Source organism: Agrococcus sp. UYP10, assembly GCF_040547205.1.
Taxonomy (GTDB): domain Bacteria; phylum Actinomycetota; class Actinomycetes; order Actinomycetales; family Microbacteriaceae; genus Agrococcus; species Agrococcus jenensis.
On the sequence record NZ_JBEPPG010000001.1, the window covers coordinates 943,194 to 958,588 of the forward strand.

General features: G+C 72.6%; 18 protein-coding genes. 4 read left to right on the forward strand and 14 right to left on the reverse strand.

What is annotated here, in order from left to right; all coding sequences use genetic code 11:
• Positions 1–58: 58 nt before the first annotated feature.
• Together ABIB37_RS04635 and ABIB37_RS04640 are read left to right on the forward strand one after the other, a co-directional pair.
• The gene (locus ABIB37_RS04635) at positions 59–1,024 is read left to right on the forward strand and encodes a TIGR03885 family FMN-dependent LLM class oxidoreductase (RefSeq protein ID WP_354257321.1); all 966 of its coding nucleotides are present in this window, start codon (positions 59–61) and stop codon (positions 1,022–1,024) included.
• The gene (locus tag ABIB37_RS04640) at positions 1,021–2,706 is read left to right on the forward strand and encodes an alpha-amylase family protein (RefSeq protein ID WP_354257324.1); all 1,686 of its coding nucleotides are present in this window, start codon (positions 1,021–1,023) and stop codon (positions 2,704–2,706) included. Before ABIB37_RS04635 ends, ABIB37_RS04640 begins: the two co-directional genes overlap by 4 nt.
• Before the next feature lie 3 nt (positions 2,707–2,709).
• Here ABIB37_RS04640 and ABIB37_RS04645 read toward each other — a convergent pair whose 3' ends face one another.
• The 10 genes from ABIB37_RS04645 to ABIB37_RS04690 form a co-directional block, all read right to left on the reverse strand.
• On the reverse strand, positions 2,710–2,919 hold the full coding sequence (locus ABIB37_RS04645) for a hypothetical protein (protein ID WP_354257327.1): 210 nt from the start codon (positions 2,917–2,919) through the stop codon (positions 2,710–2,712).
• A 117-nt stretch (positions 2,920–3,036) separates the two neighbouring features.
• Complete coding sequence (gene rpsN / locus ABIB37_RS04650; protein WP_123696730.1) at positions 3,037–3,342, reverse strand: 30S ribosomal protein S14; 306 nt, start codon at positions 3,340–3,342, stop codon at positions 3,037–3,039.
• Positions 3,343–3,513, reverse strand: a complete 171-nt coding sequence (gene rpmG, locus ABIB37_RS04655; protein ID WP_123696729.1) for a 50S ribosomal protein L33 — start codon at positions 3,511–3,513, stop codon at positions 3,343–3,345.
• The gene (gene rpmB, locus ABIB37_RS04660) at positions 3,513–3,749 is read right to left on the reverse strand and encodes a 50S ribosomal protein L28 (protein WP_123696728.1); all 237 of its coding nucleotides are present in this window, start codon (positions 3,747–3,749) and stop codon (positions 3,513–3,515) included. The genes rpmG and rpmB overlap by 1 nt, the downstream gene beginning before the upstream one ends.
• A 189-nt stretch (positions 3,750–3,938) precedes the next feature.
• Entirely contained in the window at positions 3,939–4,910 is a 972-nt protein-coding gene (locus ABIB37_RS04665) for a hypothetical protein (protein WP_354257331.1), read from the reverse strand.
• A 98-nt stretch (positions 4,911–5,008) separates the two neighbouring features.
• Positions 5,009–5,437 carry a Fur family transcriptional regulator gene (locus ABIB37_RS04670; protein ID WP_354257334.1) on the reverse strand — a complete coding sequence of 143 codons (429 nt, stop codon included), beginning with the start codon at positions 5,435–5,437 and terminating at the stop codon, positions 5,009–5,011.
• Positions 5,434–6,273: a metal ABC transporter permease gene (locus tag ABIB37_RS04675; protein WP_354257337.1), complete on the reverse strand. Its 840-nt coding sequence runs from the start codon at positions 6,271–6,273 to the stop codon at positions 5,434–5,436. The genes ABIB37_RS04670 and ABIB37_RS04675 overlap by 4 nt, the downstream gene beginning before the upstream one ends.
• Positions 6,273–7,169 (reverse strand): metal ABC transporter permease, encoded by an 897-nt coding sequence (locus tag ABIB37_RS04680; RefSeq protein WP_354257340.1) that lies wholly within the window; start codon positions 7,167–7,169, stop codon positions 6,273–6,275. The genes ABIB37_RS04675 and ABIB37_RS04680 overlap by 1 nt, the downstream gene beginning before the upstream one ends.
• Positions 7,166–7,987, reverse strand: a complete 822-nt coding sequence (locus tag ABIB37_RS04685) for a metal ABC transporter ATP-binding protein (RefSeq protein ID WP_354257343.1) — start codon at positions 7,985–7,987, stop codon at positions 7,166–7,168. Before ABIB37_RS04685 ends, ABIB37_RS04680 begins: the two co-directional genes overlap by 4 nt.
• Positions 7,984–9,078, reverse strand: a complete 1,095-nt coding sequence (locus ABIB37_RS04690; protein ID WP_354257345.1) for a metal ABC transporter substrate-binding protein — start codon at positions 9,076–9,078, stop codon at positions 7,984–7,986. Before ABIB37_RS04690 ends, ABIB37_RS04685 begins: the two co-directional genes overlap by 4 nt.
• Before the next feature lie 120 nt (positions 9,079–9,198).
• Here ABIB37_RS04690 and nadE point away from each other — a divergent pair, with 120 nt between their 5' ends.
• Positions 9,199–10,044 (forward strand): NAD(+) synthase, encoded by an 846-nt coding sequence (gene nadE / locus ABIB37_RS04695; RefSeq protein ID WP_354257348.1) that lies wholly within the window; start codon positions 9,199–9,201, stop codon positions 10,042–10,044.
• A 309-nt stretch (positions 10,045–10,353) separates the two neighbouring features.
• Here the strand turns inward: nadE and ABIB37_RS04700 are convergent, their stop codons facing one another.
• From ABIB37_RS04700 to ABIB37_RS04715, 4 genes are read right to left on the reverse strand one after another with little or no spacing between them, the layout of a single operon-like run.
• Positions 10,354–11,649, reverse strand: a complete 1,296-nt coding sequence (locus ABIB37_RS04700) for a dihydrolipoamide acetyltransferase family protein (protein ID WP_354257351.1) — start codon at positions 11,647–11,649, stop codon at positions 10,354–10,356.
• Between the two features lie 20 nt (positions 11,650–11,669).
• Positions 11,670–12,689 (reverse strand): alpha-ketoacid dehydrogenase subunit beta, encoded by a 1,020-nt coding sequence (locus ABIB37_RS04705; RefSeq protein ID WP_354257354.1) that lies wholly within the window; start codon positions 12,687–12,689, stop codon positions 11,670–11,672.
• Positions 12,686–13,819 (reverse strand): thiamine pyrophosphate-dependent enzyme, encoded by a 1,134-nt coding sequence (locus ABIB37_RS04710; RefSeq protein ID WP_354257357.1) that lies wholly within the window; start codon positions 13,817–13,819, stop codon positions 12,686–12,688. The genes ABIB37_RS04705 and ABIB37_RS04710 overlap by 4 nt, the downstream gene beginning before the upstream one ends.
• Entirely contained in the window at positions 13,816–14,874 is a 1,059-nt protein-coding gene (locus tag ABIB37_RS04715; protein ID WP_354257360.1) for a histidinol-phosphate transaminase, read from the reverse strand. Before ABIB37_RS04715 ends, ABIB37_RS04710 begins: the two co-directional genes overlap by 4 nt.
• 58 nt (positions 14,875–14,932) lie before the next feature.
• Between ABIB37_RS04715 and ABIB37_RS04720 the strand changes: the two genes are divergently transcribed.
• On the forward strand, positions 14,933–15,337 hold the full coding sequence (locus ABIB37_RS04720) for a phage holin family protein (protein ID WP_354257363.1): 405 nt from the start codon (positions 14,933–14,935) through the stop codon (positions 15,335–15,337).
• Positions 15,338–15,395: the final 58 nt, after the last annotated feature.

Here is a 15,395-nt window from a genome sequence, read left to right on the forward strand (position 1 = left end):
AGTCGACGCTGGACGCGAGGGCATTGACCAGCCGTCGCCCACCCGGTTCGCTGGAGCGATGACCGTCCTCGGATTCCACGCGTCCCACGAGCAGCTGCCGCCCAGCAGGCTCCTCGCCGCGGTCCAGCACGCCGAGGCGGCGGGCTTCGACGCCGCCATGTGCTCCGACCACCTGGCCCCCTGGAGCGTGCGCCAGGCGCACAGCGGCTTCGCCTTGTCCTGGCTCGCGGCGGCGCTCGCCACCACCTCGCTGCGCTTCGGCGTCGTGACGGCGCCGGGGCAGCGCTACCACCCGGTGGTGCACGCGCAGGCGCTCGCGACCCTCGCCGAGATGTTCCCGGGGCGCTTCTGGGCCGCGCTGGGCTCCGGCGAGGCGATGAACGAGCACGTGACGGGCGACCCCTGGCCCGAGAAGGCGGTGCGGGAGCGACGGCTCGTCGAGTGCGTCGACGTCATCCGCCGCCTGCACGCCGGCGAGGAGGTGACGCACGAGGGCGAGGTCACCGTGCACCGCGCCCGCGTCTGGTCGCTGCCGGAGGAGCCGCCGCCGCTGCTCGCCGCCGCCACCACGCCGGAGTCGGCCGCCGCCCACGCCGCGTGGGCCGACGGCCTCATCACCGTGGCCGGCGAGGCCGAGTCGCTCCGGCGGATCGTCGAGGCCTATCGCGACGCCGGTGGACGCGGCCCAGTGGCCGGCCAGCTGCACCTCTCCTGGGCGAGCGATGAGCAGGAGGCGCTGCGGATCGCGCGCGAGGAGTGGTCCAACGGGGTCATCCGCCCCCCGGAGGCCTGGGACATCGCCTTCCCGGAGGAGTTCGACCGGCGCAGCGCCGGCGCGAGCGAGGAGGACATCCGGGCGGCCGTGCACGTCTCGAGCGACCTCTCGCGGCACACGACCCACATCGCGGGGCTGCTCGCCACGGGCATCGATGCGCTGTACCTGCATCACGTCGGCGAGGAGCAGGCACCGTGGATCGACGCGTTCGGCGAGCGGGTCCTGCCCGCGCTGCGGGTCGGCGCGTGAGCCCGCGCCCGATCGAGGCCGCCGACAGCTGGTGGCGGAACGCCGTCTTCTACTGCCTCGACGTCGAGGTGTTCCAGGACTCCGACGGCGACGGGATCGGCGACCTCCAGGGACTCGTCTCCCGCATCCACACGCTCGCCGACCTCGGCGTCACGTGCCTGTGGCTCATGCCGTTCTTCCCCACCGCCGACCGGGACGACGGCTACGACATCACCGACTTCTTCGCGGTCGATCCGAGGCTCGGCACCCTCGGCGACCTCGTCGAGGTGATCCGCGTCGCCCGCGCGCAGGGGATGCGCGTGATCATCGACTTCGTCATGAACCACACCTCGGACCAGCACCCGTGGTTCCGCTCGTCGCGCTCCTCGCGCGACTCGCCCCACCGGGACTGGTACGTGTGGCGGGACGCGCCGCCGGCGAAGCAGGACGCGCCCGTCTTCCCCGGCGAGGAGGACTCCACCTGGACGGAGGACGAGCGGACGGGCCAGTGGTACCTGCACCACTTCCGCGCGCACCAGCCCGACCTCAACATCGCGCATCCGCCCGTGCAGGTGCAGATCGAGCGCAACCTCGGCCTCTGGCTCGAGCTGGGCGTCTCGGGCTTCCGGGTCGACGCGGTGCCGTTCCTGTTCAGCAGCGCCCCCGCGCACGGCACCGAGACGACCGGCGCCGCGCCCGACTACCAGGGCGCCGACCACCTGCGCGCGATCCAGCGCTTCGTCTCCCGCCGCAACGGCGAGGCGATGCTGCTCGGCGAGGTCAACCTCCCCCACGAGCAGCAGCTGCAGTGGTTCGAGGCCGAGGGCGAGGCCTCGGGTCTCCACCTGCAGTTCGACTTCGTGTCGATGCAGCAGCTCTTCCTCTCGCTCGCGCGGAAGGACGCGCGGCCGCTCGCGAAGGCCCTGCGCGACCGGCCGGAGCTGCCGCCGGCGAGCCAGTGGGCGAACTTCGTGCGCAACCACGACGAGCTCACGCTCGACAAGCTCGCGCCCGACGAGCTCGAGGAGGTGTTCGCCGCCTTCGCGCCGGACGAGGGGATGCGGCTGTACGGCCGCGGCATCCGGCGCCGGCTGCCCACGATGCTCGGCGACGACCGAGCGGTGCGGCTCGTCTACACGCTGATGTTCTCGCTGCCGGGATGCCCGGTGCTGTTCTACGGCGAGGAGATCGGCATGGGCGAGGCGCTCGAGGTGCCCGGCCGCTACGCGGTGCGCACGCCGATGCAGTGGGAGCCGGATGCCAGCGGCGGCTTCTCGACGGCGCCCCAGCGGCGCTGGACCCGGCCGATGCCCGGTGGCGAGCTCGGCCCGCAGCAGGTGAACGTCGCTGACCAGCAGCGCGATCCGACGTCGCTGTGGCGGCACATCCAGCAGCTGACCGACCTGTACCGCGACACCCCCGAGCTCGCGTGGGCCGACCTCGAGGTCATCGGCGTGCGGCAGCGATCGGTGCTGGCGCACGTGTGCCGCGGCGACGACTGGACGATGCTCGCGCTGCACAACCTCGGCGACGAGCGCTCGGCCGTCACGCTCGAGCTGTCGGCCGACGGGCCAGTGACGCTCGTCGATCGCTTCGACCACACGACCATCACGGTCGAGGGGACGCTCGAGCTCGAGCTCGACCCGTACGGCTGGCGCTGGCTGCTCGTGACGCCGGCGGACGCGCCGATCCGGCGCGTGTAGCGGCTACGCCGCGGGCGGAGCCGGTGCGGCGGACGGAGCAGGCTCGGCATCGCGACCCCGTGCTACGAGCTCCTGCAGGGAGCGGTCGATGCGCAGCAGCGCCCGCAGCGCGATGACCACGACCACGATCACGGCGATGAAGGCCAGCAGATTCGGGATGGCCATGATGAGCGCGCGAGGGTTGCCGGTCATGATGTACATGAGGAAGTCCATGCCGCCGACTCTCGCACGCGATCGCCCTGGCGGCGATCACGATCCGAGCACGATGCGGGCATCGGACGACGAAGGGCCCTGACCGCGAGGTCAGGGCCCTTCGTGCGAAGCGGGTGCTTACCAGCTCGACTTGGTCACGCCGGGCAGCTCGCCACGGTGCGCCATGTCGCGGAAGCGCACGCGCGAGATGCCGAACGCGCCGACGTGGCCGCGGGGGCGGCCGTCGATCGCGTCGCGCTTGCGCACGCGGACCGGCGAGGCGTTGCGGGGCAGCTTCTGCAGCCCGAGGCGAGCGGCCTCGCGCTCCTCATCGGTGCTCTTGGGGTCGACGAGCGCCTTCTTGAGGGCAGCGCGCTTGTCGGCGTAGCGGGCGACGATGATCTTCCGCTGCTCGTTCTTGGCGATCATGCTCTTCTTGGCCATTTATCGCTCCTCTCGGAACTCGACGTGCTGACGCACGATGGGGTCGTACTTCTTCAGCACAAGTCGGTCGGGGTTGTTGCGACGGTTCTTCTTCGTCACGTAGGTGTAGCCGGTGCCGGCCGTCGAGCGGAGCTTGATGATCGGACGGACGTCCTGGGACTTCTTCGCCATCAGAGCTTCACCCCCCGAGCCTGCATGTCACGGACGACGGCCTCGATGCCACGAGCATCGATGACCTTCATGCCCTTGGCCGAGACGTTGAGCGTCACGTTGCGCTTGAGCGACGGGACGAAGTACGTCTTGCGCTGCACGTTCGGGTCGAAGCGTCGCTTCGTGCGCCGGTGCGAGTGCGAGATGTTGTGTCCGAAGCCGGGAACGGCTCCGGTCACCTGGCATACGGCTGCCATTGGTGCCTCCATGTGGTTACCGTGGGCCGGAGCCCACCCAAGATCACTTGCCTGCGCACGCTGAACCCTGGTCCTTGCGGGGTGGGAGGCACGTGCGCTGCGCGGCCGAAGCCGCACCAACGACCTATCGTACGGCATGCGGCTGCTGCGCGGCAATCCCGATCTGCGGCGGTCGCCGCGGCGCCGCGATCAGCGCGACGGCGGGAAGGCCGGCTGCCCGTCGGGTCCCATCGGCAGCGGGGTGCCGTCGGCGTAGGTCGGCCACGGGAGCAGCCCGGTCGGCGGCTGCTGGGGTGGCATCGGCTGCTGCTGCGGCATCGGCCGCTGCTGGATCGGCTGCTGCCCCGGCCACGCCGTCTGCTGCGGCCACGGCTGCTGCCCGGGTGCGGCGACGGCCGCGGGTCGCACGTGCTCGCCGCGGGCCTCCGCCTCCTGCCAGTCGATGTTGCGGCGGTTCCAGTAGAGGAGCACGGTGATCGATGCCGCGAGCGCGGTCACGACGATCGCGGCGACCGTGGCGCGCCAGTACCACTCACCCACGTCGAGGCCGAGGGCGTCGAGCGCGAAGTGCAGCGTGAGCAGCACCCCGACGAGACCGAGCAGCGCGGCCGCGATGAGGCCGATGACGCGCGCCATCGCGGCGCGGCTGCGGTTGCCGAGCGAGATGAGCCCCCACGCGCCGGCCGCGGCCGCGCGCACGACAAGGATCGTCAGCAGCACGATGCCAAGCAGCTCGGCGAAGAGGAAGTCGTCCTCCCACGGCTCGCGCTCGGCCTCGCGGGGGCCGTCCATCCAGATGGCGATCATCAGCACGGCGAGCAGGTAGACGTTGGCGGCGACGCCGATCACGAGCGGGGTCGCGGAGCGGCGTGCGAGCACGAGGTCGAGCGCCAGCAGACCGGTGAAGGCGAGGAATACGACGACCGTCCAGACGACCCGCGACGCCTGGCTCTCGAAGTCGCCGACGAAGATCAGCACCACCGTGATGATCGTGACCACGGCCAGCAGGCAGATGCCCACGAAGAGCACCGGCTGGATGCCCAGGATGCGGCGCTGGCGGGATGCCGGTGCCGGAGCCTGCTGCGCTGGCTGCCGCCGCTGCGTGACGTCGTCGACGCTGTTCGGGTGCTGGGCGCCGTAGGCGCTGGGCGGGTTCGTCACGACGACCTCCTGGGGCTGCTGCCGTCATGATCACAGCCATGCCTGGGCGCTCGCCGCATGTCTCTCGGCCCCTGTGGACGCGCGAGCCGCGGCTACCGCTAGCGCGCCGCCGCGCAGACGGCGCACAGGCCGAAGATGTCGACGACGTGCTCGGGCTCGACGAAGCCGTGCGCGGCGGCGACCTGTCCGGCCCAGCGCTCGACGGCGGCCGCCTCGAGCTCGACCGTGCGGCCGCAGCTGCGGCAGATGAGGTGGTGGTGGTGCGTGCGGGTGCAGGCCCGGTAGAGGGCCTCGCCGCCCGACTGCAGCGCATCCGCCTCGCCGTCCTCGGCGAGCGCCGCGAGCGCGCGGTAGACGGTCGCGAGGCCGACCGTGGAGCCGGACTGCCGCATCGACTGGTGGAGCGCCTGCGCCGAGACGAACTCGTCGCTCGCGCCGAGCGCCTCGCGCACGGCTGCGCGCTGCTTCGTCGTGCGCCGGGGGGCCTCGCCGCTCTGGGCTGCCGTCGTGCTGTCTGCGCTGCTCATGGTGTCCTCGCCTCGATGGTCGCACGGACCTCGGCGGGGCGCGCCCGGTCGCGTGCGCTGCCCACGAGCCACGCGGCGCCGTAGAGCAGTGCCGCGACCAGCGCGATCGCGCCGCCGGCGGCGAGATCGAGCCAGCGCGACGCCAGCAGGCCGACCACGCCCGCGGTGATGCCGATCGCGGGCGCGAGCACGAGCATCCACCGCCAGTCGCGCACGACGAGGCGTGCCGCGGCGGCGGGTGCGACGATGAGCGCGACGCCGAGGATGGCGCCGACGACCGGCATGATCGCCACGACCGTGCCGGCGATGAGCGCGAGCGAGACCGTCTCGGGGATCCACGGGCGCATGCCCGCCCGCCGGTAGCCCGCCTCGTCGGCGCTCGAGAAGACGAGGTGCCGCCCTGCGAGCGCCCACACGGCCGCCGCGGCGACGAGCAGCACGGCCGTCAGGCCGACATCGGCGCCGGTCACCGCCAGCACCTGGCCGACCAGGAACGACTCGACGTCGATCGCGAGCGGCGCGAGCGACTGCAGCAGCGCGCCGAGCGCGAAGCCGGCGGTGAGCATGACGCCGGAGGCGACGGCAGGGCCCTGCGACCGGATGCGCCCGATGCCGACGGCGACGGCGATGAGCGCGACCGCGGCGACCGCGGCGCCGATCGGCACCGAGCCGCCGAGCATCGCCGCGGCGACCGCCCCGGGGAAGGTCGCGTGAGTGAGCGACATCGTGAAGAACGCGCGCTCTCGCAGCACGACGAGCACGCCGACGATCCCGGCGAGTGCTCCGGCGAGCACCACCTCGAGCATCGCGAGGGCGAAGAAGTCGAGCTGCGGCATCATCGCACCCCTGCGACGGCGCGCGGGGCCGGACGACGAGCGCGCCCGCGGACGGCGCCCGCGGCGAGCGCGAGCAGGTAGCCGACGATCATCGTCAGCGCGACCGTCGCGCCGGGGGCGGCGTCGAGGCCGAGCTCGGCGAGCTGCACCACGAGCCACAGCCCCAGCCAGCCGGTGACCGCGCCGAACAGGATGGCCACGACGATCGCGGCTCGCAGCGAGCCGGTGACCGCTCGCGCCGCAGCGGCGGGCACGATCACGACGGCGAGCGCGAGCAGGGTGCCGACCGACGCGGATGCGGCGACCACGACGAGCGCGACCGCGACGGTGCCGGCCATCTCGAGCCCGAGCACGGGCAGCCCCGCTCGGCGGGCGCCGGCCGCGTCGAACGCGGCGAAGAGCTGCGCTCGAGCGGTCGCCGCGACGAGCGCGACACCGGCCGCGATGAGCGCGAGCCCGATCCAGAGGTCTCCCCATGTGATCGTGAGCAGGCGGCCGAAGAAGAAGTCGGAGAGGCTGCCGGCGATGCCCTCGGTCGCCGAGACGAGCACGACGCCGAGCGAGAAGAAGCTCGTCAGCACGATGGCCACCGCCGTGTCGCGGGGCTGCCCGCGGCGCGCGATGAGCGCGAGCACGACGGCGGCGACGAGCGCGGCACCGATCGCCCCCGGCAGCAGGCCGGCGGCGCCGCCGAGCACGGCGCCGATCGCGAGGCCGGGGAAGACGGCGTGCGTGAGCCCGTCGGCCGAGAACTCGAGCCGCCGCAGGTGCACGAGCACGCCGACGGTGCCGGCCGCGACCGCGAGCGCGAGCAGGAGCAGCAGCGGCCGCGCCATGAACGGCACGGCGAACGGCGTGAACGGGTCGAGCAGCGCCGCGATCGCGGGCGCCCTCATCGGGCGTCGCGGCGGTCGAGCCCGTCCTCGGCCTGCAGCAGGTGCTGGTGGCGCTGGGCGTGCTCCGCCTCGTGGTGCTCGGTGGTGGCGAGCGTGTGCCCGTCGATCTCCATGACGTGCGACGCGAACGCGGCCTCGACGCGCTCGAGCGTCAGGACGCATCCGGTCTCGTCGAACGCGATCTGCCGCTGGTTGACGAGCAGCGTGCGGTCGCACACGGCGCGCGCGAGCTCGAGGTCGTGCGTGGTGATGACGAGCGCGACGCCGCGCGCCTTGAGCGCGCGGACGGTGTCGAGCAGCGCCTCGCGCGAGCCCTGGTCGAGCCCGTTGAACGGCTCGTCGAGCAGCAGCAGGCGCGGCTCGCTCGCGAGCGCACGGGCGAGGAGGCCGCGCTGGCGCTGCCCGCCGCTGAGGTCGCCGAAGCGGGTGCGGCGCTGGGCGCTCAGCCCGACGGCCTCGAGCGCGTCGGCGACGATGCGCCGGTCGGCGCCGCCCGGCCACCGCAGCCCGAGGCGCGGCGTGCGGCCCATCGAGACGACCTGCTCGAGCGTCACCGGGAAGGCAGGATCGATCTCGCTCGACTGCGGCAGCGAGCCGATCTCGCCACGGCCCGTGGGCACGCGGAAGACCCGCGCGTCGTGCTCGGCGAGGCCGAGGAGCCCGGCGAGCAGCGTCGACTTGCCGGCGCCGTTCGGGCCGATGAGGGCGACCGCCTCGCCGGGCAGCACCTCGAAGCTGACGTCGGTGAGCACCGGTGCGGCGCCGTAGCCGAAGGCGGCGTCCGCGATCTCGACGACCGCGCCGGTGCTCGTGCTCATGACAGCGATCCTGGCACCGGCAGCGGCTCGGCGCCCCATCCGGTGACGAGCGCCGTCGTGTTGTGGATCTGCGAACCGATGTAGGTGCCGGTCGGCGACCCCTCGGCGCCCAGCGCGTCGGCGGCGAGCGCGTCCTCGCCCTGGCGCAGCTCGACGCCCGCCTCCCGCGCGATCGTCGCGGCGAGCTGCGGGTCGATCGCGTTCTCGCTGAACACCACGGGCGCCCCGCTCGCGCGGATCTCGGCGACGAGCTCGTCGATGTGCGCCGCGCTCGCGTCGGCGCTGTCGTCGAGGCTCGGCAGCACCGTGCCGACCACCTGCACGTCGAACGCGCGCTCGAGGTAGCCGAAGGTGTCGTGCGTCGTGACGACGAGGCGATCCTCGACCGGCACCTGCTCGATCGACGCGTGCATCCAGGTCTCGAGCTCCGCGAGCTCTGCGAGGTAGGCATCCGCGGACGCGGTGATGTCGGCCTCCGGGTCGGCCGCGATCACGGCGTCGCGCACGGCCTCGGCCTGCACGATCGCGTTCGCCGGGTCGGTCCAGACGTGCGGGTCGAAGGCGCCGTGGTCGTGGCCCTCCTGGCCCTCCTCCTCGGCGTGCTCGGCATGCTCCTCCGCCGTCTCCCCCTCGTGGCCCTCCTCCTCGTGGGCCGCGTGCTCCTCCGCCGTCTCGCCCTCGTGCGACTCCTCGGCGTGGTCGTGGCCCTCGTGCGGGTCGTCCTCGGCGGCGAGCAGCTCGATCCCCTCGGAGGTGTCGACCATCGTGCCGGCGAAGCCCGACGCCTCGACGGTGCTGTCGAGCCAGGTCTCGAGGCCCGCGCCGCTGATGACGAGCAGGTCGGCGCTCGCGAGCGCCGACAGCGCGGCGGGGCCGGGGTCGAACGCATGGGCCGAGCTGCCGGGCTCGAGCAGGCTCGTCACCGTCGCGGCGTCGCCGACGACCTCGCGGGTGATGTCGGCGAGCTGCGTCGTCGTGGCGACGATCTCGAGGCCGTCGTCGGTCGCGCCCTGGCCGGCCGCGCTGCCCGCGCATCCGGTCAGTGCCAGGGCCATCGCGCCGATCGCGCCGACCGCAGGGAGGTTCCGCATGGTGTCCTTGTCCAGCACGGCGCCCTGCCGTGCCCGTCCACGCTACGTGCACTTGAGAACGATTGTCAATCGCGCGGTCTCGCAACACGCTCGAAACCAGCCGGGTCTAGGCTTCCCGCCATGGAGCGCACCACCGGCACATCGCAGTCCGCCATCATCGCTGCCCTCGAGGCGAAGCCCTCGATCGATCCGGCGCCCGAGCTCGAGCGGCGTATCGGCTTCCTCTTCGACTACCTCGCCGCCACCGGCGCGAAGGGGTTCGTGCTCGGCATCTCCGGCGGCCAGGACTCGACGCTCGCGGGGCGCATCGCGCAGCTCGCGGTCGAGCGACGGCGCGCGGCGGGCGAGGACGCCTCGTTCGTGGCGGTGCGGCTCCCCTACGGCGTGCAGCACGACGAGGAGGACGCGCAGCTCGCGCTCGACTTCATCAAGGCCGACCGCGAGGTCGTCGTCGACGTGAAGCCCGGTGTCGACGAGCTCGAGCGCGAGGTCGAGGCGGCGATCGGCGAGGTCGTCGACTACCACAAGGGCAACGTCAAGGCGCGGGCGCGGATGGTCGTGCAGTACGCGATCGCGGGACAGCTCGGCATGCTCGTGCTCGGCACGGACCACGCCGCGGAGGCGGTGACGGGCTTCTTCACGAAGTACGGCGACGGCGGTGCCGACGTGCTGCCGCTCTCGGGGCTGACGAAGAGCCAGGGCAAGGAGCTGCTGCGCGAGCTCGAGGCGCCGGACCGGCTGTGGCAGAAGGAGCCGACCGCCGACCTGCTCGACGGCAAGCCCGGGCAGGCCGACGAGCACGAGCTCGGGGTCACCTACGAGCAGATCGACGCGTTCCTGCGCGGCGAGGACGTGGCCGACGACGTCGCCGCCGAGATCGTCACGAAGTACGACCGCACCGAGCACAAGCGGCGGATGCCGGTGGCGCCGAGCGACGACTGGTGGCGCGCGCGGGTGGCCGAGTAGCGCGCCGGCCTCGCCCCGCTCGTCCACACGCTCGTCGAGTAGCACGCCGGAGGCGCGCGTATCGAGACGAATCGCCTCGCTGAGCGGCGTGATCTCGATACGCGGCCGGCTCCGCCGGCTGCTACTCGATCAGCGGGAGACGCTCGTCGAGTAGCACGCCGGAGGCGCGCGTATCGAGACGAACCTCCAGCGCGAGCAGCGTGATCTCGATACGCGGCCGGCTCCGCCGGCTGCTACTCGATCAGCAAGTGGGGGCAGCCGTGTCCGCCGGCTGCTACTCGATCAGCGGAGGAGGCAGGCGAGCGGAGCTCAGTCGAGCAGCAGCGCCGGCTCCTCCAGGATCGACGCGACGTCGGCCACGAAGCGGCTGATCACGTCGCCGTCGATCGCGCGGTGGTCGAACGACCCGCCCACGGTCGTCACCCAGCGAGGCCGCACCTCGCCGTCGACGACCCACGGCTTCTGCCGGATCGTGCCGAGCGCGATGATCCCCGTCTCGCCCGGGTTGAGGATCGGCGTGCCCGTGTCCATCCCGAAGACGCCGATGTTCGTGATCGTGAACGTGCCGTGCTGCATGTCACCGGGCTGCGTCCTGCCCTCGCGCGCGGTCGCGGTGAGCTGCTGCAGCGCCTTCGCGAGCTCGAGCAGCGACATCTGCTGCGCGTCCTTCACGTTCGGCACGAGCAGGCCGCGCGGCGTGGCCGCGGCGATGCCGAGGTTGACGTAGTGATGCACGACGAGCTCGTCGCCGGTGAACGTCGAGTTCACCTGCGGCGACCGGCGGATGGCCCACAGGATCGCCTTCGCCATGATGAGCAGCGGCGAGACCTTCACGTCGGCGAAGTCGGCCGACGCCTTGAGCCGCTGGACGAACTCCATGGTCCTCGTCGCGTCGACGTCGGTGAAGACCGACACGTGCGGCGCCGTGAACGCGGAGTCGACCATGCCCTGCGCGATCACCTTGCGCACGCCCTTGACCGGGATGCGCTCCTCGCGGCCGCCCGACCACTGGGGCGTCTCGAGGTTGCGGAACACGCTCGCCTGCTTGGCCGACTGCACGACGTCGTCGCGCGTGACCTCGCCGGCGAGGCCGGTGCCGGCCACGAGCGAGAGGTCGACGCCGAGGTCCTTCGCGAGCTTGCGGATCGGCGGCTTCGCGATCACCGGCGACGCGGATGCCGCGGGCACGGAGGCAGGCGGGGCCGGTCGCGCCGAGGCGACGGCGGGCGGCACGTCGCGCACCGTGTGGGGCTTGCGGCGGCGGGTCTCCGCTCCGCCGCGCACGCCGTAGCCGACGAGCACGGCGCCGCCGTCCTCGTCGCGGTCGACGGTCTGCTGCGTGTCGAGGGTCGTCTCGACCGCGTCCGCGTCGCCACCGGAGACGCGGATGATCGGCGTGCCGACCTCGACCGTCTGGCCCTCCCCGACGAGCAGCGCCTCGACGGTGCCGTCGAACGGGCTCGGCAGCTCGACGAGCGACTTCGCGGTCTCGACCTCGAGCAGCACGTCGTTGACGTGCACGGTGTCGCCGGGGTGCACGCGCCACGTGACGATCTCGGCCTCGGTGAGGCCCTCGCCCGGATCGGGCAGCCTGAACTCCTGCATCGGTCGTCCTTCGGTCGTCGTCAGTAGGCCAGCGAGCGGTCGACCGCGTCGAGCACGCGGTCGGCGTCCGGCAGGTAGATGTCTTCGAGCTGCGCCGGCGGGAAGGGGGTGTCGAAGCCCGACACCCGCAGCACCGGCGCCTCGAGCGAGTAGAAGGCGCGCTCGGCGATGGTCGCGGCGATCTCGGAGCCGACCGACACGTGGCCGGGCGCCTCCTGCGCGACGATGACGCGGCCGGTGCGCTGCGCCGACTCGACGAGCGGCGCCCAGTCGATCGGCGACAGCGAGCGCAGGTCGACGACCTCGCACGACGTGCCCTCGCCCTCCGCGATGAGCGCCGCCTGCAGCAGCACGTGCACCATCGCGCCGTGGCCGATGAGCGTCACGTCGCTGCCAGGCTTCGCCACGACCGCCTGGTGCAGGTGGGCGGCGGGCGCGGGCAGCACCTCGCCCTTCGACCAGTACTTCGACTTCGGCTCGAGGAAGATCACCGGGTCGTCGCTCTCGATGGCCTGCCGCAGCATCCAGTGCGCGTCGTTCGCGGTCGACGGGCTCACGACGCGGAGGCCGGCGGTGTGCGCGAAGTACGCCTCCGGGCTCTCCTGGTGGTGCTCGACGGCGCCGATGTGGCCGCCGTAGGGGATGCGGATGACGATCGGCATCGACACGCGGCCGCGGTGGCGGGCCGTCATCTTCGCCAGCTGCGAGACGATCTGGTCGAACCCGGGGTAGACGAAGCCGTCGAACTGGATCTCGATGACCGGCCGGTAGCCGCGCATCGCGAGCCCGATCGCGGTGCCGATGATGCCGGACTCGGCGAGCGGGGTGTCGAGCACCCGGTGCTCGCCGAACTCGGCGTGCAGCCCGTCGGTGATGCGGAAGACGCCGCCGAGCGGGCCGATGTCCTCGCCCATCAGCAGCACCTTGTCGTCGGCGCGCATCGCCTCGCGGAGCGCCGCGTTGAGCGCCTTCGCGATGGGCATCGTGACGGATGCCGCGGGCGCCGCCTGCGCCTGCTCGGTCTGGGTGTCGCTCGTCATGCCTCGCCTCCGAAGCCGGCCTCGAACTCGGCGAGCGCCCGCTTCTGCTCGAGCACCAGCGGGTGCGGCTCGCTGTACACGTGGTCGAAGATGTCGTCGCTCGCGGCGGTGCCCGCGGCGAGCGTGCGGCGCCGCATGTCGGCGGCGAGCTCGGTCGCCTCCGCATCCTGCGCGGCGAGCGCAGCGTCGTCGACGCCGAGCTCGCGCAGGTGCGCGGCGAGCCTGGCGATCGGGTCGCGCCGGCGCCACGCCTCCTCCTCCTCGGAAGGGCGGTACCGCGTGGGGTCGTCGCTCGTGGTGTGCGCGCCCATCCGGTAGGTGTCGGCCTCGACGTAGCCGGGCCGTCCCTGCCTGGCCGCGTCGAGCATCTGCCGCGTGACGGCGAACGAGGCGAGCGGGTCGTTGCCGTCGACCCACGCGGCGTCGAGGCCGAAGCCGCGCGCGCGCTCGTGCAGCGGGGTGCGGCTCTGGCGCGTGGACGGCACCGAGATGGCCCACTTGTTGTTCTGCACGAAGAAGACGATGGGCGCGTCGTAGCTCGCGGCGAAGACGAGGCCCTCGCTCGCATCGCCCTGGCTGGCCGCGCCGTCGCCGTAGAACGCCATCACGGCCTCGTCGCGGGACGCGTCGCCGGTGCCGCACGCGCCGTCGAGGCGGATGCCCATGGCGTAGCCGGTCGAGTGCAGCGCGTGGGTGGCGATCACGAGCGAGTAGATGCGCATGCCGCGCGTCTCGAGCGGGTCCCAGCCGCCGTGCACCGCGCCGCGGAAGATGTCGATGATCTGCAGCATGTCGACACCGCGGTGCAGCGCGATGAGGTGCTCGCGGTAGGAGGGGAAGATCGTGTCCTGCTCGCGCGACGCCCAGGCCGCGCCGACCTGCGCGCCCTCCTGGCCGATCGACGGCACCCAGAGGCCGAGCTTCCCCTGCCGCTGCAGGTGCCCCGCCTCGATGTCGAACCGCCGGGTGCGCAGCATCTCGCCGTGCATCGCGAGGCGGTCGTCGGTCGAGAGCTGCGCCGCGAGCTCGCGCCACTCGGCGTTCGCGTCGGACTCGACGAGCGAGCCGTCGGCGTCGAGCAGTCGGATGGGCTCCGTCGCGGCGTCGGCCGGGGTATCGGCCCGTGTCACTGCAGCGCCTGGATCTCGACGGCGGCCGCGACGATGTGGTCATCGGCCTCGGGCTCCCCCACCGAGATGCGCACGCCGTCGGCGAAGACCTTCGCGACGATGCGGTTGGCGGCGAGGATGTCGTGGATCGCCTCCTCCTGCCCAGGCTGCGACGGCACCCAGACGAAGTTGCCGAACGGCCGCGGCACCGGCACGCCGGCGTCGACGATCCGCTGCCAGAGGGCGTCGCGCTGCGCGGCGAGCACCTCGATGCGGGCGTACGTCTCATCGCGGTGCGCGAGCGCGGCGATCGCGGCGGCGGACGCGAGCGAGGTCTGCGACAGCGGCACGCCGCACAGGTCGGCCCCCCGCAGCACCGCCGGGTCGCCGACCGCGTAGCCGACGCGCAGGCCGGCGAGGCCGTGCGCCTTCGAGAAGGTGCGCAGCACGACGAGGTTCGCGTGCTCGCGCTGGAGCGCGATGCCGTCGATCGCGGAGTCCTGCACGAACTCGATGTAGGCCTCGTCGAGCATGACGAGCACGTCGGAGGGGACGCGCGCGAGGAAGGCGTCGAGCGCATCCGCGTCGACGATCGTGCCGGTGGGGTTGTTGGGGCTGCAGACGATCACGGCGCGGGTGCGCTCGGTGATGGCGTCGGCCATCGCGTCGAGGTCGTGCGCGTGGTCGGCGTCGACCGGCACCTCGATCGGCGTCGCGCCGCCGGTGCGGACGAACAGCGGGTAGGCGTCGAACGAGCGCCAGGCGTAGACCACCTCGTCGCCGGGGCCGGCGACGGCGTGGATGAGCTGCTGCAGCAGGGTCGCGGAGCCATCGCCGATGAGGATGCGGCCCTCGTCGACGCCCAGCTCGGTCGCGAGCGCCGCCCTGAGCTCCGGCGCGCCGGGCCGCGGATAGCGGTTCACGCGGAGCGCCTCGCGCTGCACCGCCTCCACCACCGCGGGCAGCGGCGGGAAGGGGTTCTCGTTGCTCGAGAGCTTGTAGCCACCCTCGGGCGCCGGCCGTCCCTGCTGGTAGGGAGGCACCGCCGCGATCTCGGGTCGAAGTCGCACAGTCACCGGTTCAGGCTATTGCGCCTGCTGGCTCCGTCGGGGATATGGATGCCACAATCGGCCCATGCGCTTCCTGCTCCGCGTCGCCTTCACCGCGGTCGCCATCTGGCTCGTCACGCTCTTCGTGCCGGGCATCAGCATCGACTCGTTCGGCAGCGCCTGGTGGGAGGTCGCGCTCACGACGCTCGGCGTCGCGCTGGTCTTCGCAATCGTCAACGCGACGATCGGCAACCTCATCCGGATCGTGGCGTTCCCGCTCTACATCCTCACGATCGGCATCGTCGCGCTGTTCGTGAACGCCTTCCTGCTGATGATCGTGCACTGGCTCTCGCAGCTCGTCGGCTACGGCATCGAGGTCGAGAGCTTCTGGTGGGGGATGCTCGCGGCGGTGTGCATCGCGTTCCTCACGTGGCTCATCACGATCGTGACGCGGCCGATCTTCGGCAAGGAGCGCCCGCGGGAGCGGTGAGCCGGCCGCTCGGCGTGTGATCTCGATACGCGCGGCCTCCGGCCGTGCTACTCGATCA